General features: G+C 41.5%; 22 protein-coding genes. 10 read left to right on the forward strand and 12 right to left on the reverse strand.

The window, feature by feature from the left end; all coding sequences use genetic code 11:
* Positions 1 to 17: 17 nt before the first annotated feature.
* Genes ACFSR3_RS10210 through hemA form a run of 3 tightly spaced genes read right to left on the reverse strand, consistent with a single transcriptional unit; the run spans position 18 to position 2,862 of the window.
* A complete protein-coding gene (locus tag ACFSR3_RS10210; RefSeq protein ID WP_379820875.1) occupies positions 18 to 689 on the reverse strand; it encodes a uroporphyrinogen-III synthase in 672 nt (223 codons plus the stop codon).
* Positions 689 to 1,609 carry a hydroxymethylbilane synthase gene (hemC, locus tag ACFSR3_RS10215; RefSeq protein WP_379820876.1) on the reverse strand — a complete coding sequence of 307 codons (921 nt, stop codon included), beginning with the start codon at positions 1,607 to 1,609 and terminating at the stop codon, positions 689 to 691. The genes ACFSR3_RS10210 and hemC overlap by 1 nt, the downstream gene beginning before the upstream one ends.
* Positions 1,606 to 2,862 carry a glutamyl-tRNA reductase gene (gene hemA, locus ACFSR3_RS10220; RefSeq protein ID WP_379820877.1) on the reverse strand — a complete coding sequence of 419 codons (1,257 nt, stop codon included), beginning with the start codon at positions 2,860 to 2,862 and terminating at the stop codon, positions 1,606 to 1,608. The genes hemC and hemA overlap by 4 nt, the downstream gene beginning before the upstream one ends.
* Positions 2,863 to 3,091: 229 nt before the next feature.
* On the opposite strand from hemA, the gene ACFSR3_RS10225 reads away from it, so the two are divergent.
* The 7 genes from ACFSR3_RS10225 (at position 3,092) to ACFSR3_RS10255 (ending at position 10,021) form a co-directional block, all read left to right on the forward strand.
* The gene (locus ACFSR3_RS10225; RefSeq protein ID WP_114758412.1) at positions 3,092 to 3,964 is read left to right on the forward strand and encodes a helix-turn-helix transcriptional regulator; all 873 of its coding nucleotides are present in this window, start codon (positions 3,092 to 3,094) and stop codon (positions 3,962 to 3,964) included.
* A 252-nt stretch (positions 3,965 to 4,216) separates the two neighbouring features.
* A complete protein-coding gene (hemH, locus tag ACFSR3_RS10230) occupies positions 4,217 to 5,248 on the forward strand; it encodes a ferrochelatase (protein WP_114758413.1) in 1,032 nt (343 codons plus the stop codon).
* On the forward strand, positions 5,249 to 6,589 hold the full coding sequence (locus ACFSR3_RS10235; protein ID WP_379820878.1) for an MATE family efflux transporter: 1,341 nt from the start codon (positions 5,249 to 5,251) through the stop codon (positions 6,587 to 6,589).
* Between the two features lie 7 nt (positions 6,590 to 6,596).
* Positions 6,597 to 7,181, forward strand: coding sequence for a hypothetical protein (locus ACFSR3_RS10240; protein WP_379820879.1), 585 nt, complete (start codon positions 6,597 to 6,599; stop codon positions 7,179 to 7,181).
* Entirely contained in the window at positions 7,181 to 7,726 is a 546-nt protein-coding gene (locus tag ACFSR3_RS10245; protein WP_379820880.1) for a CopD family protein, read from the forward strand. Before ACFSR3_RS10240 ends, ACFSR3_RS10245 begins: the two co-directional genes overlap by 1 nt.
* On the forward strand, positions 7,726 to 9,234 hold the full coding sequence (locus ACFSR3_RS10250) for a sensor histidine kinase (RefSeq protein ID WP_379820881.1): 1,509 nt from the start codon (positions 7,726 to 7,728) through the stop codon (positions 9,232 to 9,234). The genes ACFSR3_RS10245 and ACFSR3_RS10250 overlap by 1 nt, the downstream gene beginning before the upstream one ends.
* 4 nt (positions 9,235 to 9,238) lie before the next feature.
* Complete coding sequence (locus tag ACFSR3_RS10255) at positions 9,239 to 10,021, forward strand: enoyl-CoA hydratase/isomerase family protein (RefSeq protein ID WP_379820882.1); 783 nt, start codon at positions 9,239 to 9,241, stop codon at positions 10,019 to 10,021.
* Between the two features lie 48 nt (positions 10,022 to 10,069).
* Here the strand turns inward: ACFSR3_RS10255 and ACFSR3_RS10260 are convergent, their stop codons facing one another.
* From ACFSR3_RS10260 to yiaA, 3 genes are all read right to left on the reverse strand, one after another.
* Positions 10,070 to 10,711 (reverse strand): sterol desaturase family protein, encoded by a 642-nt coding sequence (locus tag ACFSR3_RS10260; protein ID WP_379820883.1) that lies wholly within the window; start codon positions 10,709 to 10,711, stop codon positions 10,070 to 10,072.
* Between the two features lie 97 nt (positions 10,712 to 10,808).
* Entirely contained in the window at positions 10,809 to 11,126 is a 318-nt protein-coding gene (locus ACFSR3_RS10265; RefSeq protein WP_379820884.1) for a hypothetical protein, read from the reverse strand.
* 69 nt (positions 11,127 to 11,195) lie between these two features.
* Positions 11,196 to 11,666: an inner membrane protein YiaA gene (gene yiaA, locus ACFSR3_RS10270; protein ID WP_114758420.1), complete on the reverse strand. Its 471-nt coding sequence runs from the start codon at positions 11,664 to 11,666 to the stop codon at positions 11,196 to 11,198.
* A gap of 128 nt (positions 11,667 to 11,794) precedes the next feature.
* Here yiaA and ACFSR3_RS10275 point away from each other — a divergent pair, with 128 nt between their 5' ends.
* The gene (locus ACFSR3_RS10275) at positions 11,795 to 13,315 is read left to right on the forward strand and encodes a hypothetical protein (RefSeq protein WP_379820885.1); all 1,521 of its coding nucleotides are present in this window, start codon (positions 11,795 to 11,797) and stop codon (positions 13,313 to 13,315) included.
* On the opposite strand, the gene ACFSR3_RS10280 is transcribed toward ACFSR3_RS10275, so the two are convergent.
* From ACFSR3_RS10280 to ACFSR3_RS10295, 4 genes are all read right to left on the reverse strand, one after another.
* On the reverse strand, positions 13,288 to 13,935 hold the full coding sequence (locus tag ACFSR3_RS10280; RefSeq protein WP_379820886.1) for an HD domain-containing protein: 648 nt from the start codon (positions 13,933 to 13,935) through the stop codon (positions 13,288 to 13,290). The genes ACFSR3_RS10275 and ACFSR3_RS10280 overlap by 28 nt on opposite strands.
* Positions 13,936 to 14,095: 160 nt before the next feature.
* Positions 14,096 to 15,091, reverse strand: a complete 996-nt coding sequence (locus ACFSR3_RS10285; protein WP_379820887.1) for an acyl-ACP desaturase — start codon at positions 15,089 to 15,091, stop codon at positions 14,096 to 14,098.
* 6 nt (positions 15,092 to 15,097) lie between these two features.
* Entirely contained in the window at positions 15,098 to 15,832 is a 735-nt protein-coding gene (locus tag ACFSR3_RS10290; RefSeq protein ID WP_379820888.1) for a lysophospholipid acyltransferase family protein, read from the reverse strand.
* A 133-nt stretch (positions 15,833 to 15,965) separates the two neighbouring features.
* Positions 15,966 to 16,376 (reverse strand): BrxA/BrxB family bacilliredoxin, encoded by a 411-nt coding sequence (locus ACFSR3_RS10295; RefSeq protein WP_114758425.1) that lies wholly within the window; start codon positions 16,374 to 16,376, stop codon positions 15,966 to 15,968.
* A gap of 192 nt (positions 16,377 to 16,568) precedes the next feature.
* Here ACFSR3_RS10295 and ACFSR3_RS10300 point away from each other — a divergent pair, with 192 nt between their 5' ends.
* Both ACFSR3_RS10300 and ACFSR3_RS10305 read left to right on the forward strand, forming a co-directional pair.
* The gene (locus ACFSR3_RS10300; RefSeq protein ID WP_114758426.1) at positions 16,569 to 17,222 is read left to right on the forward strand and encodes a metal-dependent transcriptional regulator; all 654 of its coding nucleotides are present in this window, start codon (positions 16,569 to 16,571) and stop codon (positions 17,220 to 17,222) included.
* A gap of 1 nt (position 17,223) precedes the next feature.
* The gene (locus tag ACFSR3_RS10305) at positions 17,224 to 19,110 is read left to right on the forward strand and encodes an Nramp family divalent metal transporter (RefSeq protein ID WP_379820889.1); all 1,887 of its coding nucleotides are present in this window, start codon (positions 17,224 to 17,226) and stop codon (positions 19,108 to 19,110) included.
* Between the two features lie 8 nt (positions 19,111 to 19,118).
* Here the strand turns inward: ACFSR3_RS10305 and ACFSR3_RS10310 are convergent, their stop codons facing one another.
* The gene (locus ACFSR3_RS10310; RefSeq protein ID WP_379820890.1) at positions 19,119 to 19,955 is read right to left on the reverse strand and encodes a hypothetical protein; all 837 of its coding nucleotides are present in this window, start codon (positions 19,953 to 19,955) and stop codon (positions 19,119 to 19,121) included.
* Positions 19,956 to 19,998: 43 nt separating this feature from the next.
* Complete coding sequence (locus ACFSR3_RS10315; protein WP_379820891.1) at positions 19,999 to 20,121, reverse strand: FeoB-associated Cys-rich membrane protein; 123 nt, start codon at positions 20,119 to 20,121, stop codon at positions 19,999 to 20,001.
* Positions 20,122 to 20,124: the final 3 nt, after the last annotated feature.

The raw sequence follows: 20,124 nt of genomic DNA on the forward strand, positions 1-20,124 counted from the left end.
CATTGTGTCCTTTGTGGTTAAATACGTTCTTTATAATAATTTATACACTGTATGATTACATTCTCAACCGAGGGCTGATTGGCAATCACTACATTTTGTGTTATATCCTTCAATGCGTTTGCCGTAGTCGTACCAATGCAAAAGCAGGTTTCATTCGTAATGTTGTTTTCTTTCAGGTAACTTTCTACGCCGCTTGGGCTGTAAAAAAGTATGCCATTCAGTTTGCTCTTAATCGTGTGTGGCGAAAGCACGGTTTCATAAGCCTGAATCTCGTTCATTTCAATTCCCGCAGCTTTCAACGCTTCCGGAAGCGTATCTCTTCTCAGGTTGCCCGAGAAAAAGGTAAAGCTTTTATCGGCATAACCTTGAGTAATCGTTTTGGCAAGTTCTTCGGCATAATCGGTGCAGACCTTTACGGTGTAGCCGTAATGTTCAAGGGCTGCTTTGGTTTTTATGCCTACGCAAAAGATACCCTTATCCTTAAGCTGTGCCGACTCACCATTGTGCAAAAAGCTTATTACCGCATTCTGACTGGTAAATATCAGGTTATCCTTTGCGATGCCAATCTCAAAACGTTTCAGGTTAACCGAGATAAAATCGGCTTCCACTACCGACAGTCCTGCATTGAGCAGAAATTGCTTCTGGTTTGCCAAAAGCTTTTTGGTAGACAGCACACGAAAGGTTTCCATTACTTTTTCAGTTGGTCCTTAATCTTCGCCATTAGTTCGGTACCTCCATTATTCAGTACTTCATTAGCGCATTTGTTGCCAAATTCGGCCGCGTCTTCATCGGTGCCCATTACTTTTTCAATATGGATGCGTTCTTTGCCATCTATCGACAATAAAACACCCTCAAAACGGATTTCTCCGTCTATATTGGTTGCCAATGCACCTATAGGAGCCGTACAGCCGCCCTCAAGCGTTCGCAGGAACTGACGTTCAATGCGGGTGCACAATTCGGTTTCGGCATGGTTTAGTTTTGCCAGGGCTTCAAGGCTGTAAAGGTCGTTTTCCATAGCAACTACTACCATAGCACCCTGCGCGGGAGCCGGAATCATCCAGTCCAGATTAATATAATTTTCAGGAAGAAGGTTAATGCGCTCCAGTCCGGCAGCGGCAAAAACAGCCCCATCCCAGTTGTTGTCTTTCAGCTTCTGCAAACGGGTATTTACATTACCGCGAAGGTCGGTTACATTATGGTTAGGGTAGCGGTGTAGCCATTGCGCCTGTCGGCGAAGGCTGCCTGTTGCGATAGTACCATTATCATGAAGGAAATCGGTACTTCCCTTATGTACAAGAATGTCATTTACATTGGCACGCTCTAAAACGGCTGCCTGCACTATACCTTTTGGCAATGCGGTAGGCACGTCTTTCATGGAGTGTACTGCAATGTCTACCTCGCCTTTTATCATGGCAACATCCAGCGTTTTGGTAAAAATACCGGTAATGCCAAGTTCGTATAACGGGACATCGAGAATAATGTCTCCGGTAGATTTTACGGCAACAATTTGTGTCGGATACCCTAACTGATTCAGTTTGCGTTCTACAGTATGGGCTTGCCAAAGGGCAAGTTCGCTATCGCGGGTACCTATTCGTATTGGTTTTTTCATTTGGAAGAAGGTTCGATCTGAAACACCTTTTCGATCCATTCGATGCTCTCATCTACCATGGTATCGCGGTCTTTAAGATGATTTGCAAAATGTGTCGTAATCTTATGAATAATGCGCTGGCTGATAATTTCGGCCTGCTCTTCATCAAAATTACTTATTTTTTTGCGTTGAAAGTTAAGCTCAGTATCTTTTATGGTATTAAGCTTTTCTTTAAGGGCATTTATAGTTGGGGCAAATTTTCGGGCTGTTGTCCAGTCGGTAAATTCGCCTTTAATATCTTCAATAATAGCCTCGGCAGCAGGAATATGTTTCTTGCGGTTTTCAAGGGTAGTATCTGTAATTTTAGACAGGTCGTCCAAGTGTATTACGGTAACACCTTCAAGTTCCGTTACATTGCTGTGCACGTTTTTAGGAATAGAAAGGTCAAGGATAAGTAATGGTTTATTGATTTCCAGAATATCTTTATCAATAGTAGGCATAGGAGCTCCGGTTGCAACCACCAGTACATCGGCTTTCGCTACTTCCAGCGGAAGCAGGTCATAATCCTTAACGATGAGGTTGAATTTTCCGGCTACCTGCTCTGCTTTTTCGCGGGTACGGTTAATAAGGATAATATGGTCGTTCTTGGTGTGCTTAACCAGGTTTTCGCATGTATTGCGTCCTATCTTACCGGTACCAAAAAGTAGTATGTTCTTGTTTTGGATATCGGCTACATTGTTCATAATGTACTGTACCGATGCAAAAGATACCGATGTGGCACCCGAACTAAGTTCGGTTTCGTTTTTAATCCTTTTGCTTGCCTGAATCACGCTGTTTACAAGACGTTCCATAAAAGCATTGGTAAGCCCTAATGATTTTGATTCGCTAAAGCTGGTCTTGATCTGGCTGATGATTTCGAAATCACCTAATATCTGGCTGTCAAGTCCTGAACCCACGCGGAATACATGGTCGATGGCTTCAGCATTTTTGTATACAAAGGCTACACGCTGAAATTCTTCAACGGTACCCTGACTGTTGTCACAAAGTAGTTTTATTAACTGATAAGGGTGTTGGGCATAACCGTATATCTCGGTTCTGTTGCAGGTAGATATAACAACAAGGCTCTCGATACCTTCCTGTTTTGCCTGCTCCAGCAAAGCAGTCTTTGCTGTGTTTCCTAAACTAAATTTGCCCCTTATCTCGGCATCGGCTTTCCTGTAACTCAGACCCACCGCATAAAAATAATGATGCCTCGATATATTATTGTTCTCCATAGTGCGCACTTATCCTAAAAGTTCTACAAAAGTATTGTGAACGTTTTTTAAAAAATAACGCTCAAAGTCCTATTTGTATCGCTGTGGGATATTTTGGCACGAAAATGTATTTATTTGGTCAAATAATCTAAATTTGCAATAAAATCAGCGTATTGCAAAAATATAGTTTAGAATAATTCTAAATAAAGTTAGATTTGATTTTTGCGATTGCTATAAAAAAAATACCGCTATGGGTTCTCATGAGGAAATTAAGATTGAGGATGATTTTATAGTGCTGCGCTTTCAGAACGACAGCGATGAAACCTCTCATTATGAAAGGGAAGTAGGAACAGACCTCATACAATTTCACTTTGGCATAAAGGGCCGTGCCAAGTTTATTTTTAATCAGGGTCGATATGCGCTCGACCTTAGAGAGGAGTTATCACTGTTTTTGTACAACCCGCAAAAAGAGCTTCCGGTGCATCTTGAAATAGCTCCGCACAGCTGGGTAATATCGGTACTGGTATCCATCAAAAAATTCCATGGGTTCTTTTCAGAACAGGCCGATCATATTCCTTTTTTGAGCAATGACAACATTGATAAGAAATATTATAAGGACGAAAAAATAAACCCGTCAATGGCAGTGGTGCTCAGTCAGCTTTTTCATTTTAACCTGCACCAGAGCATCAAAAAATTATATTTTAAGGGTAAGGTATACGAACTGTTAAGCCTGTATTTTAACCGTGCTGAAGATACTAATGCTGAGTCGTGTCCTTTCCTTGTTGATGAGGAGAACGTAATAAAAATACGTAAGGCTAAGGATATTGTAATTGCTAATATGGCCGAACCGCCGGGGCTTGAAGAACTGGCCGATCAGGTAGGCATCAGTTTAAAGAGGCTAAAAATGGGCTTTAAGCAAATTTATGGTGACAGTGTATACAGCTTCCTTTTTGACTATAAGATGGATTATGCCCGTAAGCTGCTTGACAGTGGTACCTATAATGTAAACGAAGTAGGACTGAGGATAGGGTATAGCACGGCAAGCCATTTTATATCGGCATTCAAGAAGAAATTTGGAACCACGCCTAAGAAGTATTTGATGAGTATAAACGAGAAGGTTTAATATATAGGATTGTACCGCAAAGTTGCACAAAGAAGCACAGAGACACACAAAGTTTTTTAGCTATACGCCAAAGGCGTAAGTTCTCTGAGAGCTTTATAAGTATAAATTCTTTGTGAATCTTCGCGAATCTTTGTGTAATAGGCAATAAACTTTAAAAATAGAAAAAGAAAATAACAACAAAATAAACCGCCTTTCGCATGGTTTTTGTGAACAGCTAAAGGCTTTTTAAAATAGCAAACAAAGAGTAATATAATGAAAGGAGTACTACTAGTAAACCTGGGGTCGCCAAAAAGTCCGACGCCAAAAGACGTAAAGCCGTATCTTGATGAGTTTTTAATGGACAAATATGTAATAGATGTTCCGTTTTTATTAAGGGCCCTGTTAGTGAGAGGTATTATTCTTCGCAAAAGGCCGGAGGCTTCGGCTGAAGCTTACCAGAAAATATGGTGGGAAGAAGGCTCACCGCTTATTGTGCTTTCGGAAAGGATGCATAAAAAAGTGAAACAAAGAACAGAGTTGCCGGTAGCGCTGTCAATGCGTTATGGCGAACCATCCATAGAACAGGGACTTCAGGAATTGTCTGACCAGGGCGTTACCGAAGTATTGCTCTTTCCGTTATACCCTCAGTATGCCATGGCTTCTACGCTTACTATATTAGTACTGGCTGAAGAAATAAGGAAAAAGAAATTCCCTCACATGACCTTTACCGATGTTCCTGCTTTTTATGATAAGCCGGATTATATTACTGCATTGGCAAATTCAATAAAAAGATCACTGGAAGGATTTGATTACGATCATCTTCTTTTCTCGTATCACGGTATCCCGGAACGTCATATCAGAAAGACCGATGTAACCAAATCGCATTGTAAAATAAACGATACCTGTTGTGTAACGCCATCGGCAGCACACAAATTTTGTTACCGTCACCAGTGTTACGAAACTACCCGTTTAGTGGTAGAGCAACTGGGTATACCTAAAGAAAAATATTCGCTTACGTTCCAGTCGCGCCTTGCCGGCGACAAATGGCTGGAACCATATACCGACGTTGAAATCAACAAAATGCCTTCCGGCGGAATTAAAAAACTGGCGGTGGTAACACCTGCTTTCGTAGCCGACTGCCTTGAAACCCTTGAGGAGATCGCAATGCGTGCCAAAGAGGAATTTGAAGAGCATGGCGGCGAGAAATTCCTGGCAATTCCTTGTCTTAATGATAATGATGAATGGATTGGTGTTGTGAGCAACTGGATTAACGAATGGGCTCACGCTGAAACACCGGCAGTATAAATGGAGCTTTCATCCCGCGAGCTTGCAAAAAAAGATATTAAGAGCCTGCTGATAAAACAGTCGGTTCCGGCATCTATAGGTATATTGTTCATGACGGTCAATATACTTATAGATACCATTTTTGTAGGTCGCTGGATAGGGTCATTGGCTATAGCTGCATTATCAGTAGTTATGCCTATTACTTTTTTTATCTCGTCACTGGGCATGGCAATAGGCACAGGCGGAAGCTCGGTATTGTCGCGTGCGCTTGGTGCCAAAAACAAGGATAAGGCGCTTGCTACTTTTGCCCACCAGATCATGATGACCTTTGGAGTATCGTCGGTATTTGTAGCTGCAGGATTGTTTTTTGGCGATGAGATATTGTTCATTTTCGGGTCGAATGGTGATATTACCGCACCGGCAAAAGAATTTTTTTTCCCGATACTGCTGGCAGTACCTTTTCAGGCAATGAGCATGATGGGTAACAATGTTATCCGCGCCGAAGATAAATCAAGGCATTCCATGATATCCATGATCATATCTGCATCATCCAATATAATACTTGATATCCTTTTTATAAAAATACTCGGATTGGGAGTAATGGGAGCAGCATTGGCAACAGCAGCATCTTTCTTCCTGTCATTTGCTTATATCTTTTGGTTCTTTGTTTATAAAAGTGAGCTTCGTCTTAAATGGAGTCATTTTACCTGGAAGAAAGAAATAGCAGGCGAGATCACTTCATTAAGTTTTGTAACCTTTGCAAGACAGGGCGTAATAAGCGTACTGGCAGTGATACTGAATCATACGCTATTCGCACAGGGAGGTGAACATGCCATCACGGTATATGGTATCATCAGCCGTATGCTCATGTTTGCACTGTTTCCTGTACTGGGCATTACGCAGGGCTTTTTGCCGATTGCGGGGTATAATTATGGAGCTAAGAATCACGAAAGGGTGCGCGAGTCGGTTTTCCTGTCTATTAAATATGCGGGAGGGCTGGCGATCCTCATATTCATTGTAATCTTGGTTTTTGCAAAGCCTATAACAGCAGTTTTTACTACCGACCCTGATGTTATCCGCGATACGCCGGGAGCATTGCGCTGGGTATTTGCGGCATCGCCCATTATTGCGGTACAGCTTATAGGTGCAGCCTATTTTCAGGCGGCAGGAATGGCTAAAAAAGCACTGATGCTTACGCTATCCAAACAGGGCTTTTTCCTGATACCATTGGTGCTTATATTGCCACAGTTTTTTGGTATTTTTGGAGTGTGGGTGGCTTTTCCTATTGCCGATGTGCTCTCGACTATAGTAACGGGAGTATTTTTAAAGACAGCAATGGCCGAACATGTTAACGAAGAATAAAACCAGGATGAGTTTAGAAATTATTGTCTATTGCAAAGAAGTTTCGAATAATCTGATTCCTCAAATGATGAAGAGGCTTAATGATTATGATATGGTTACTGAAGTTCACCCTGAATTTAACTTTAATGGAGAGAATGCAGGTTTTTTGCCGTTTAAATTCAGATTGTCAAATCCACATCTTGATACATTAAAGGGAAAAGATCTTATAAGCGGCTTTGAATTATATATTGGTGATTTTAATCTTCAGAAGGCCAAAGAGGATATGAGACCAAAGCAATCTTTTTTTGAGAAACTTATTGGTAAAAAGCAACCTGAAATTCAATTTGCAGCTCAGGAAATTGAAGACAGGTTAAAAGATTGTAAAAAAGAAGTCCATTTTGTTTGGCATTCGGGAGATAGCTTTCAGTTACGTTTCGCCTTATTAACAAGTGCTATATTTGCCGAATTGACAAATGGTGTTTGTACATATCCAGCAGATGATATTTGGTACGATAATCAAGGGTTTACAGATAAAACTTTTAAAGAGATTTTAGAATATGAAAACTCTTTAAATGCATCGAAAATTAAATTTTTTGAATTTCAAAATTGGTAATGGAATATTATAATTACATAAAATCACTGCACCTTATATTTGTAATCACCTGGTTTGCCGGGCTGTTTTATATTGTAAGGCTGTTTGTATACCACATAGAGGCGAATGACAAGCCTTCGCCCGAAAAGGAAATACTCATTAAACAATACAAGCTGATGAGCTACAGACTATGGTACATTATTACCTGGCCGTCGGCGGTACTGGCAACTATCTTTGCGATAACACTTTTATGTATCATGCCGCAGTGGTTACAGCAACCGTGGATGCATGTAAAACTTACATTCGTTTTTCTGTTGTTTTTATACCACTTTAAATGCCACAGCATTTTTAAGCAATTGCAAAACGATGAGGTAAAATACAGCACAGGCTTTATGCGACTTTGGAATGAAGGGGCAACCATCATACTTTTTGCAGTTGTATTTTTGGTGATACTCAAAAGTGCCATCAACTGGATATTTGGGGTAATAGGTATTATCGTATTTTCGATACTGCTGATGCTGGGCTATAAATTTTACAAACGCATACGAGAGAAAAACAACTCTTAATGAAACAAAAATTCAAGATAAAGAGGTGGTCATTGCGGACAAGAATTTTCCTGTCCATGATTTTTATTACCCTTATCGCATCGCTGCTTATTGCCGCGGTGAGCATTTACCAGTTTAAAAAAGAAGCGAAAGATTACCATCAGGACAGGCTGGAACGCAAGGAACTTGCCATAAAGGCGCACATTAATTACATACTTGCCAATACTACCTATCCGCTGAATACCGAAAACCTTCCGCTGATATTCCGAGAGCGAATTCATGAGCTTGCCAATATCCACGGGATGGAAATTAATATTTACGACCTTAACGGACATTTGCTTAAATCATCTAAGGCAGCCTTTTCGGTCGATACCATTAGCATGAACATACCGGCACCTATACTAAAGGTGTTGCGATCTACTGCCGAAAAGAGGTATGTAGATTTTAAAGTAAAAGACGGCAAGCGTTTCCGTTCGTCTTACAGCTATATAAAAGATACTAAATTTAAGCCTTTAGGCATAATGAACCTGCCTTATATAGAAGACGATGGTTATTATGAAAAAGAAACCAGTAATTTTCTGATACGCTTCACACAGGTATATTCCTTTATGCTGTTGATATCAGTTATTATAGCTTACTTCCTGTCGAGTTACATTACCAAGTCGATTAAAGAAGTGTCTGACCGCCTTAAAGAAACCCGACTCAGTGAAGAGAACGAAAAACTGGACATGGGCGATACTCCTCAGGAGATAAGCCTGCTGGTAGACGCCTACAATAACCTTGTTGACGATCTCGACGAAAGTGCGACCAAGCTCGCCCAGAGTGAGAGGGAACAGGCATGGCGCGAAATGGCCAAGCAGGTAGCCCATGAGATCAAGAACCCACTAACGCCAATGCGTCTTACCGTGCAGAGTTTCCAACGTAAGTTTGACCCGAACCATCCGGATATCGTTCAAAAGCTTGACGAGTATTCAAAAACCCTGATACAGCAAATAGATACCATGAGTTCGGTAGCATCGGCATTCTCGAGTTTTGCCTCTATGCCGGCACAGCAAAACGAAACACTGAACGTGGTAAAGATCGTTCAGCTGGCATTGGAGATATTCAACGAACCTTACATTACCTACCATGCCGACGAACCGTATATCATAACGCGTATGGACAGGACACAGCTTATCCGTATCATTACCAATCTGGTTAAGAATGCAACACAGGCTATTTCGGAAGATGAAGTTAATCCAATGGTTGAGGTGAGGGTTTTCCGTGAAGGCGAAATGGCAAAGATTTCGGTAAAAGATAACGGTAAAGGAATTAGCATGGAAAATAAGCGCCGTATTTTTGAACCGAAGTTTACGACCAAAACCAGCGGTATGGGTCTGGGGCTTGGAATCATAAAAAATATTGTGGAAAATTACCACGGTACGATTACCTTTGAAAGCACTGTAGGCGTGGGTACCGAATTTTTAGTTACCCTGCCAATTACTACCGCCGAAGGCGACGAAGAAGAGACAAACAACAAACATACATAATACAATGAATTACGAAAACATACTTACGGAACAGGCTGTCGGGCTTGCTGTAATTACCATTAACAGGCCAACAAAGCTTAATGCACTTAACAAAGCTACCATTCAGGAGCTGCACGAAGCCTTTAAAGCACTTGATGCTGACAATAGCGTAAAAGCAATAATCGTAACCGGAAGTGGCGAGAAGGCTTTTGTTGCCGGCGCTGACATCTCTGAGTTTGCTGATTTCTCTACAGATCAGGGGGAGCTTTTAGCAGCTAAAGGGCAGGAACTTCTTTTTGATTTTGTACAGAACCTTTCTACTCCTGTAATTGCAGCAGTTAACGGTTTTGCACTTGGCGGAGGTCTTGAACTGGCTATGGCAGCACATTTTAGGGTAGCTTCAGATAATGCTAAAATGGGTCTTCCGGAAGTATCGCTTGGTGTTATTCCGGGGTATGGCGGAACGCAGCGTTTGCCACAGCTTGTAGGCAAAGGCCGTGCTATGGAAATGATTATGACAGCGGGTATGATAAACGCCGAAGAGGCAAAAGCTTACGGACTTGTAAACCATGTAGTGCCTCAGGCAGAGCTTGTAGATTTCTGTAAAGGTATCGCAGCGAAGATCATGAAAAACTCTCCGGTAGCGATATCGGCTGCTATAAAAGCCATCAATGCTAACTTTGAGGATGGAGTAAATGGTTACGAAGCAGAGATAAAAGCCTTTGGTGAATCGTTTGGAACTGCCGATTTTAAAGAGGGTACAACAGCATTCCTTGAAAAGAGAAAAGCAGAATTCCCTGGGAAATAATAAACAGGATTTATATAAAACAAAAAACCGGCATTACGCCGGTTTTTTTTATTCCTTGTATACATTTTTAAATTTGAGCATATCAAATAAACGTTGTTCCTTTTCGTTGTCAAATCCGCAGGAGGTCTTGAACTCTTTGGGGTTTTCATAGGTACCAAAGAGCATATCCCACCATACGATATCGCCATAGTTATTAGTGTGCTTATTGTATTCGTGGTGTATGCGGTGCATCTCCGGTCGCTGAAAGATATAGCCTATCCATTGCGGTGTTTTGATGTTGGTATGGTAAAAGAACTCCCCCAAAGCGGTACATACCGTATAGATGCCCGCAGCTTCAAGATTTAATCCTAAAAGAGAATAGACTAATAGACTTCCTATTATGGAGTTCACAACCATTTCCATAGGATGTTTGTAGAATGAAGTGATTATTTCTATGCGCTGGGCGCTGTGGTGTATCTGGTGAAAGCGTGTCCATAAAAAGTCGCTGCGATGGCGCCATCTGTGCCACCAGTAAAACAGGAAGGTAGCAATAAAATAAGCAATGATACCTCCCATAATAGGCGATACATGGCTGGACAAATGGAAGAGCGAAAATGATGATAACCATTTCTCCCAACTGATGCCGGCCAGCAATACTACGCCCAGTTGGATAAAGTTTACACCCAGTACCCTGATAGTCCAGGTAGGCACTTCAGGGAGTTTCCAGCCCAGGTTAAGCCGTTCAATTAAAAAGCATACAGCAAAATGCGATGAATATAATGAGTAGCATATAAGTTGGTTTTAAATTTTACATCAGCGAAAACACCTGCCATAAAAGGAGTAATGATGTAAGGCTGGCAAAAATTATCGAGAGGACTTTTAAATAATTCACTTTGATAGCCTGTGCGAAAATAAAACCCGAGATACCGAGGAGGAAAACGTCAATCATGGTAATGATCCTGGCGTTTTGCAGCCATGAAGGGAATACGCTTAGGTAAGCCGGAACCATTTCTTCAAAAGTATCGTATTGTGCTGTAATGCGGAACCAGTGGATCAGGTTACCAATGACCACCGCAAGCAGTGCTACGCCTACCATATATATGGGGAATCTGTATTTTGTTTTCATAGTAAAGTAATTTAGAAAGCCCCGCAGCCGTCCGCTAAACCGGGAACAGCCACAGGGCACCGCTAAGGGTTATATATTGTTAGATTCAAATTGTTTCAGGTCACGGGTGTTCTTTTGTACGGCAATGGCCGAGAACAGTCCAAGGGCAAATGACATCCCGAAGAATCCCTTTTCACTCAATAACAGGTTGGCATTCCATAATCCTATTATCAATAGGGTTAATGAGGCAATGGTACTAAACCAGCTTATGCCATAATACAGGTCGGTTACGGGTATGCCTTCAAGCCTGTCGCGTACGCTTTTCTGTACTGATATTACCGAGAACAATCCAAAAAGTAATATGGTAAAGTAATAGCCTTTTTCGTTGTAAAGCATGTCCGAATTAAAAAGCCCGATGCAATAAGCACCCATTCCGATGATGAGTGTCATCCATGAAGCGCCCACAAAGGCGGCACTTGGCCTTAAGGGTGATTGTACATTTAGTTTTGAATTTCTTGATTCTGAAGTGTTGTTTACTTCTGTTGGTTTTAGCGGTTCCATAATTTGTTGTTTTAAAATTATGAAGCAAATTTCCTTCAAAGTTAATTGCGTTAAAAATCAATATATCAAAAAAACTGACGATATAAAATAGCATTTTTTATATATTTATGATCTTAAAATCAGTTGATATGAATGCGATTCAGGAAGTGATACATCTTATGAATGATTTAGATATAAAGGCTTTTAGCCTCTATCTTGACAAAAGGAATAAACGTAAGGATGTGCGCAATACAGAACTCTTCAATTTTCTAAAAACTGACGATATAAAAGTTGAAAAAAAGTCCTTCCCCGATAAAAAATCTGCTGATGCCTATCATGCCTTGAGCAAAAGGCTGTATGATACGCTGGTCGAATTTATGGCGAACCGCAGTTTTGAGAACGATACTTCCGATGAACATGCTGTATTACGTCTGTTAGTAGTGAGTCGCCTGTTTTTTGAGCATAAGCTCATCAAGGCTGCTTTTAAATCTCTGGCAAAAGCCGAAAACATCGCTGTCGGACTGGAACACTTTGGCCTGCTTAACGAGATCTATCATACCCAGATACAGTTTGCTCACCTGAATCCGGCATTGCCCTTAGAAGAGGTTATTAAAAAATTCGCGGGCAATAAAAAGAAGCTGGAGCAGGAGGAACAACTCAACCTGGGATATGCCTTACTGCGAAGGGAACTTGCACAGATGTATCACCAAGGCAAGATCGTCGATTTTCAGGAACTTATAAAGAACACTATTACCACGCATGGCATTTCGCTAAGGCAGGTGCTTACCTTTAAATCGCTTTACCAGATATTGTTCATTGCTAATGAATATGCCTCGCTTAACAGCGATTATGGGAGGATAGCGCCTTTTATTGCCAAAAGTTATGCGTTCATCAATAGCAATGTGACATTGGCGGATCGACATTTGTATTACCATATCTACATATTGTATTTTATGGCCAACTTCCATTTCAGGAACGGGCGTTTTGCCGATTCGCAGGAGTATCTCGAAAAGATGCGGGAGCAACTGCAAAAGCAGGGTGGTAAGTATTATAACCGTTTTTGCCTGCGCTACTTTTTACTGAAGGCACTCAACGAGAACTATTCAGGTAATCCAGGCAGGGCGACAGACACTGCCGAAAAGGTTCTGACACAGCATAAAAAAGCCGATGTGAATGACATAAATGACTTAAGGTTGTTGCTTATTGTGCTTTACCTGCAGCAGGACGCCGGTCGTGATGCATCCAAAGAAATGGTGAAACTAAACCATTCCGATAACTGGTATGAAAAGAAAATGGGAATGGAATGGGCTATAAAAAAATGCCTTGTAGAAATCTTGTTACACGTACAGCAGGAATATACCGAACTGGCACTTTCACGAATAAAAAGCTTTAAACGCCGATACAAAAAATACCTGACTTCGGTTAATGAAGACAGAGTGTTGCAGTACCTTGCCCTGATAGAGCGTTATGTGCTTAAACCTGAAATATTGACAACGCCTAAATTTAAAAATACAGTCGAGGAGTTTATCGAACAGGCACGATCAGGACCGCAGGATATTTTTGTAATGAGTTTTGTTGCCTGGCTGCTCGCGAGGGTAAATAAGAAACCGGTGTATGATACTACAATGGTATTGTTGAAAAATTATTTCTCCCCTTCCCACTCAGCATAAAACTGCTCAAGGAAATCGACCATGTATTGGTGGCGGCCTTCGGCAATGGTTTTGCCGGTTGGCGTATTCATACGGTCTTTAAGCAATAGCAGTTTTTCGTAAAAGTGATTAAGGGTTGGGGCAGTAGTAGCCTTGTATTCCTCTTTGGTCATATTAAGATTTGGCGGAATAGAGGGGTCATATAATGCCCTGTTCTTAAAGCCGCCATAGTTGAAGGTACGTGCAATTCCTATCGCGCCAAGGGCATCGAGCCTGTCGGCATCCTGAACGATATCCAGCTCAATGGAGTGGAATTTCATTTCGTGATTACCGCCTTTAAACGAAATGTTCTCAATGATATTCACTACATGGATAATGGTTTCTTCGGGTACGTTTTGCGCTGCCAGAAACTGCCATGCCATTGACGGACCTACCGTTTCATCCCCATCGTGAAATTTGCTGTCAGCAATATCGTGCAGTAATGCTCCCAACTGAACGACCTCAAGATTACACGCTTCACCTTTAGCAATTAGCATAGCGTTATTGTACACGCGCTCAATATGAAACCAGTCGTGGCCGCCTTCGGCCTGTGCGAGCTGCGCTTTTACAAAAGTTTTAGTGATGTCGATGAGGTTATTCATAAGATAAAGTTAGGAGGAATAAGCGAATTGTGCTAATTAAATTTTAGAGTTTCATATGCAGTGATTGCTGGCATAATATTTTTCCTCACCCCGGCTCTCTCCAAAGGAGAGGGACTGGGGGTGAGGCCAAAAAAAGCCACTCTTTCGAGCGGCTTTAGTATTATTTTATAAGAGCTGGTGTAACCCATTTGAATATGTGTGATTCTTCAGGAATAACAAGCCTTTCAGAGATTCTTGTCATTCTGTCCGGAAGCCTCATAAGGAAGTCACGTGCTTTTTCAGCTTCTGAAGTAAGGCCATCTATCTTGTCAATTTGCCATTTTTCAATTAGCTTCTTAAGGATATCTACATAATCAGTAGCGGTATAAACACCTATACGCTGTGCAGAGTCAGAGAAACGCTCAAATGCATTGCCTAAAGCATCACCTGATTGTCTCAGGAAGTGTGCCGGCATAACAATCTTAAGCTTCATCATGTGCTGGAATGCCAGCATCATTTCGCTAGGGTCTACTTTAAATATTCTGTCTACAAACTCACTGTAAGCCATGTGGTGACGCATCTCGTCGCCCGCAATCAGCTTACACATTTTAGACAGTTTGTTATCTCCGAATTTCTTAGCGATTTGCGAAACACGGTTGTGCGATATATAAGTGGCAAGCTCCTGGAAGCTGGTATATACAAAGTTTTTGTACGGATCACGGTCAGTACCAATGTCAAATCCGTCATTGATAAGGTGATGTGTAGTAATCTCTACTTCGCGCATGTTTACACGTCCGCTCAAATAAAGGTATTTGTTAAGCAGGTCACCATGACGGTTTTCTTCGCCTGTCCAGTGGCGCACCCATTTAGACCATCCGTTACCGCCTTCTGTTACCTGATCAACACCTTCTACATCCATAAGCCATGACTCATAGGTAGGAAGCGCCTCTTCGGTAATAGTGTCGCCTACAAGCACTACCCAAAAATCATAAGGCAGGTCTTTGGCAATTTCGCGCAGTTCTTTAAGATCTTCAAAAAAAGTTTCTTTCTTTGAGTCGGGCAGCATGTCGCTTGGCTGCCAAATGGTTTCGACTGGGATAAGATAATTTTCCACGAAAGTGTCAATATCCTTTTCAAGGAATTTCATTACTTCCAGGCGAACGTTTTTAGTAGACATAGTTTCTTAATTTTTTATTCCTTGTATAACTGCATTCTCTGTTCTCTCCATCACTTCCTCAAAAGGAATATCTTTGATAGCAAAAGGCTCCTGTACGGTAAAGGTGAGTTTATTACCCAGGCCCATCGGGAATTTGCCAAAACGGTCAAGTTTCCACGAGTTATTTATACTTATTGGTACAATGTACGCAGAAGGGGCGGCTTTGCAAAGCACTTTAAGTCCGGTTTCGCTAAATTTCTTTGGCTCTCCGGTCTTGCTCCTTGTTCCTTCAGGAAAAATTACTGCTGAGCGATTGTGCTTTTGTATATATTCTCCCAGTCCTTTAATTACGGGCAGTGACTGTCTTGCATCTTTCCTGTCTATAAGAACGGAACCGCCATGCCTTAAATTGTATGAAACGCTCGGTATTCCTTTTCCTAATTCTTTCTTACTGATAAATTTAGGGTGAAACTTACGCATAAACCAAATAATTGGCGGTATGTCGTTCATGCTTTGGTGGTTTGCCACAATAATCAGTGGAACACCTGCCGGTACCTTTTCCCTGCCTTCAAATTTGTAGGTAGTGCCCAGTATAAGGGTAGTCCTCACAAGGCATCCATTAAGTATATCAACGCTTTTTTTGTGGGCCTGGTAGCCAAACACATTAAAGCAGATCCATTGTATAGGGTGAAATATCACCAGGAACAAAAGAAATACTACTAAATAAATTATGGTTATGGGATAAGATAAAAGCTTTTCCATGAACGTTGCTAAAAATTCGCGTAAAAGTAGCACCTTTTTTGTTAATACTAAAAAGATTTAGTATGCCTGCATAGCACTTAAAACAACAAAGCCACGCTTTGGGCGTGGCTTTGAGATATTTTAGAGTTTTGTTTTAGCAGAACTCGTTGTAAGCATCTTTAAGGTTCTCTGCAATCATATCTGCAGGACGGCCTTCAATGTGGTGACGCTCAAGCATGTGCACAAGCTCACCGTTTTTGAATAATGCCATACTTGGTGACGACGGAGGGAAAGGGAACATGTTTGCTCTTGCCTCGTCTACTGCTTCTTTGTCTACACCGGCAAATACCGTGATAAGATTATCCGGTTTTTTGCCGTTGTCAAGGCTCATTTTAGCACCCGGTCTTGCGTTACGTGCTGCACATCCGCATACAGAGTTTACTACAACAAGTGTAGTTCCTTCTTTAGATAATGCTTCTTTTACCGAGTCGGCTGTATATAGTTCCTGAAAACCAGCGTCAGATAGTTCAGCGCGCATTGGTTTTACTAATTCTTCTGGATACATAATATAGTATTCTTTAATAAGTTAATTAACTACTGCAAAGATATGCATTTTTTGTGCCAAACCCATAACAGCAAACTTTTTTGTTACAGATAGGTTAAAAACTGACAGAACGTCAAATTATTTAGTCTTGCCTAAAAAAGTTTTTAAACCAACCAAATTATAGTATATTTGTTGGTATAATGCACAGTGAGAATGACCTACTCTGAAGAAAACTACCTAAAAATAATATACCATTTGTCGCTTAACCAGGCAAAGGGTATAACTACTAATGCCATTGCAAGCCAAATGGAGAGCAAGCCGTCATCGGTTACCGATATGGTGCAAAAGCTGGCTGATAAAGGTTTGGTGGTTTATAAAAAATATCAGGGTGTTTCACTTACCGATGAGGGCCGTTTTACAGCACTAATGATTGTGCGCAAGCACCGCCTTTGGGAGGTTTTTCTTCTGGAAAAACTCGATTTTTCATGGGATGAAGTGCACGATGTTGCCGAACAACTGGAGCACATTAAGAGCGATAAACTTATTAATAAGCTCGAAGAGTTTCTTGATTTCCCTACCGAAGATCCGCACGGCGACCCAATCCCTGACCGGAACGGAAAAATTGCAAAAGTTGACAAAAAACTGCTTAGCGAAATTGCTGCGGGTAAAAAAGTGATATGCGTAGGTGTAAAAGACAGCTCGTCGGCATTTTTGCAATATCTTGACAAACAGCAAATAGCTTTAGGGTCGACCATAGAAGTTATGAGCAAAGAAGATTTTGATATGTCGTTAACGCTTAAGTTGGGTGACAAACAGGTAACAGTGTCCAATAAAATAGCAGCTAATCTTTTTGTAAAAACTATTTAGTATGGAGCACCGCAACAGTCATTCGCTTGAAGAGGTACACGAGTCGGTTGCTGTAGGGCAGCATACCTCGGTATGGAAAAAGGTTCTGGCCTTTTTTGGCCCTGCTTATATGATCAGCGTTGGCTATATGGATCCGGGTAACTGGGCTACCGATATTGCCGGAGGTAGCCAGTTTGGCTATTCGCTGCTTTGGGTGTTGCTAATGAGTAATATTATGGCCTTGCTGCTGCAAAGTCTTAGTGCCCGTTTGGGTATAGTGAGCCGCAGGGATTTGGCACAGGCTTCGCGTGAAACCTATTCTAAGGGGATTAATTACTTTTTATATGTCCTTGCTGAAATTGCCATTGCTGCGTGCGACCTTGCTGAGGTGCTGGGTATGGCCATCGGGCTTAAATTGTTGTTCGATCTTCCATTATTGTGGGGGGTAGGTATTACCATGCTGGATACTTTCCTCCTGCTTTTCCTTATGAATAAGGGCATCAAGAAAATGGAAGCTTTCATCATTGGGCTTATAGCTATTATTGGCCTTTCTTTCCTTGCCGAAATGTTCTTCGCTAAGCCCGATATGGCCGAGGTCGCCAAGGGGCTGATACCATCGATACCAAGTGATGCTGCTTTGTATATTGCTATTGGTATTATTGGGGCAACGGTAATGCCACATAATCTGTATTTGCATTCGTCACTGGTTCAGACCCGGAAATTTGATCGTACTTTTAAGGGTATTAAACAAGCCATACGTTATAATCTTATCGATTCTATCATTGCACTAAATATGGCCTTTTTTGTAAATGCCGCGATATTGATATTGGCTGCTGCCACCTTTTATACTGCCGGCAGGCATGATGTAGCCGACATTCAGGATGCACACCAACTATTAGCGCCTATGCTCGGTTCGGGGTGGGCTTCAACACTTTTTGCGCTGGCGCTTATTGCTGCCGGGCAAAGTTCTACCATTACCGGAACCCTTGCCGGACAGATTGTGATGGAAGGGTATCTTAACCTGCGTATTCAGCCGTGGGTACGCCGTATCATTACACGTCTCATCGCCATAGCTCCAGCTTTTTTTACGATACTTTATTTTGGAGAAGAGTCTACCGGAAAGCTATTGGTGTTCAGTCAGGTGGTGCTGAGTTTGCAGTTAGGCTTTGCTATTATTCCGCTTATCCATTTTGTGAGTGATAAATCTAAAATGAACGAATTTGCCATTGGAAGATGGACAAAGATAGCGTCGTGGGCCATTGCACTTGTTATTGTGTCGCTTAATGCCAAATTGGTGTATGATGAAATTAAAGGCTGGATTACTGAAGCTGAGAATCCGGTTTACATCTGGGTATTTGTAGTGCCTGTAGCAGTTGCGGCAACTGTAATATTACTGTATATTATTATCAATCCGTTTGTAAGGAAGAGCAGGGCACATGTTCCGCACGTTCCGCACATCGAGGCAGTTATTGTTCAGGAACAATCGGGTACCAAGGTATATAACAATATAGCGGTTGCACTCGATTTCTCTAAAACCGATGTAAAAAGCATTGGCAGTGCCATGCAAATGGGAGGCAAGAATGCTAATTATACACTTATACATGTGGTTGAGACCGTAGGCGCTATGCTACACGGAGACCAGGCAAGCGATTTTGAAACGGCATCGGATATGAAGTATCTGGATGATTATAAAAAAGCGCTGGAAGAGAAAGGCTATAATGTTACTACACAATTAAGCTTTGGTAGTCCTAAAAAACAAATTCCGCTTATTGTAAATAACGCAGGTAATTTTGATATCCTTATATTGGGTGCTCACGGGCACAACTGGATAAAAGACCTTATACTGGGCACTACGGTTGATGCCGTTAGGCATAAAGTAACCATACCTGTACTTATCGTTAAGGATTAGTTTTAAGCTTAAAAATAAATACCGGCACCTACAGTTGCAAAGGTATACGTTGGGCTAGCTATTTTAAGGTGTTCTACACCCAGGGTAATAAACATGTTTTTACGGTGTACACTTGCTTCGGCTTCATAGGCATTTACAGGATACCCATTAATATGCGACCATTTGGCTGCCGCCGAAAAGCTGAGTGGTTTGTTCAGGAAATATTCGGCATTAAGCCCATAGGAAAAGCCACCTTTATCTACACCGCTGCCTACATAAGAAGCGCCGAGTGTCCATCCAAGGTTAAAACGCTCGAAACGGATACGATCATAGGCAAAGTTAAAGTAGAACAGCGATAGGTTGTTGGTGTCATCCTGCAAAGGCATCTCTAAAAGCTGGTAGTAATCGGCCTTTAGGTAAAAGTAGCGTGATGGTCTTATTTTGGCATCAAGGTGATTGCCAAACAGTGAACTGTTACTATAAATGAATTTGTCTTTAAGATCTATCCTGAAACCTGTGGCTGGTGTATCTATAATTTCATCATTAAAATAATTGCCATGGGCTTGAAAATAATAAGGATGCTTCGTTAACGCATTATGCAGGTGGTCTTCGTTTTCATATTGGCCGACAAGGCCTACCCAAGCCGCACCCACAGTATATTGAAACACAAACAGCGCAGCTTCTGCGAGTTCTCCAGTGTCTTCGTCACTATCGAAAGATGAAGAAGATGAAGATGAGGTTCGTGAATTATTGCTGCTTTGTTTTTTTTCGGAGAGTTCTTTCTTAGACTTGTCGAGTTTGTTTTGGGCAATTGCCGTGAATGGTAAAAAGCACAGGCAAAGACAATATATTGCAATTCGTTTCATGGAGTTGGTTAATGGTCAGTGCAATATATGCAAAAGATCAATATTAACTGCACCCACAGTCAGGACCGCAATCGCCCTTTTTTCTCTTTTTAAAAAAGTACTTTTTTATCAGGAAAGCCACAGCGCCTGCCACGATAATGTATACTATTATACTTTGTGTGTCCATACT

The organism is Flavobacterium suzhouense, assembly GCF_042684765.1.
Lineage (GTDB): Bacteria > Bacteroidota > Bacteroidia > Flavobacteriales > Flavobacteriaceae > Flavobacterium > Flavobacterium suzhouense.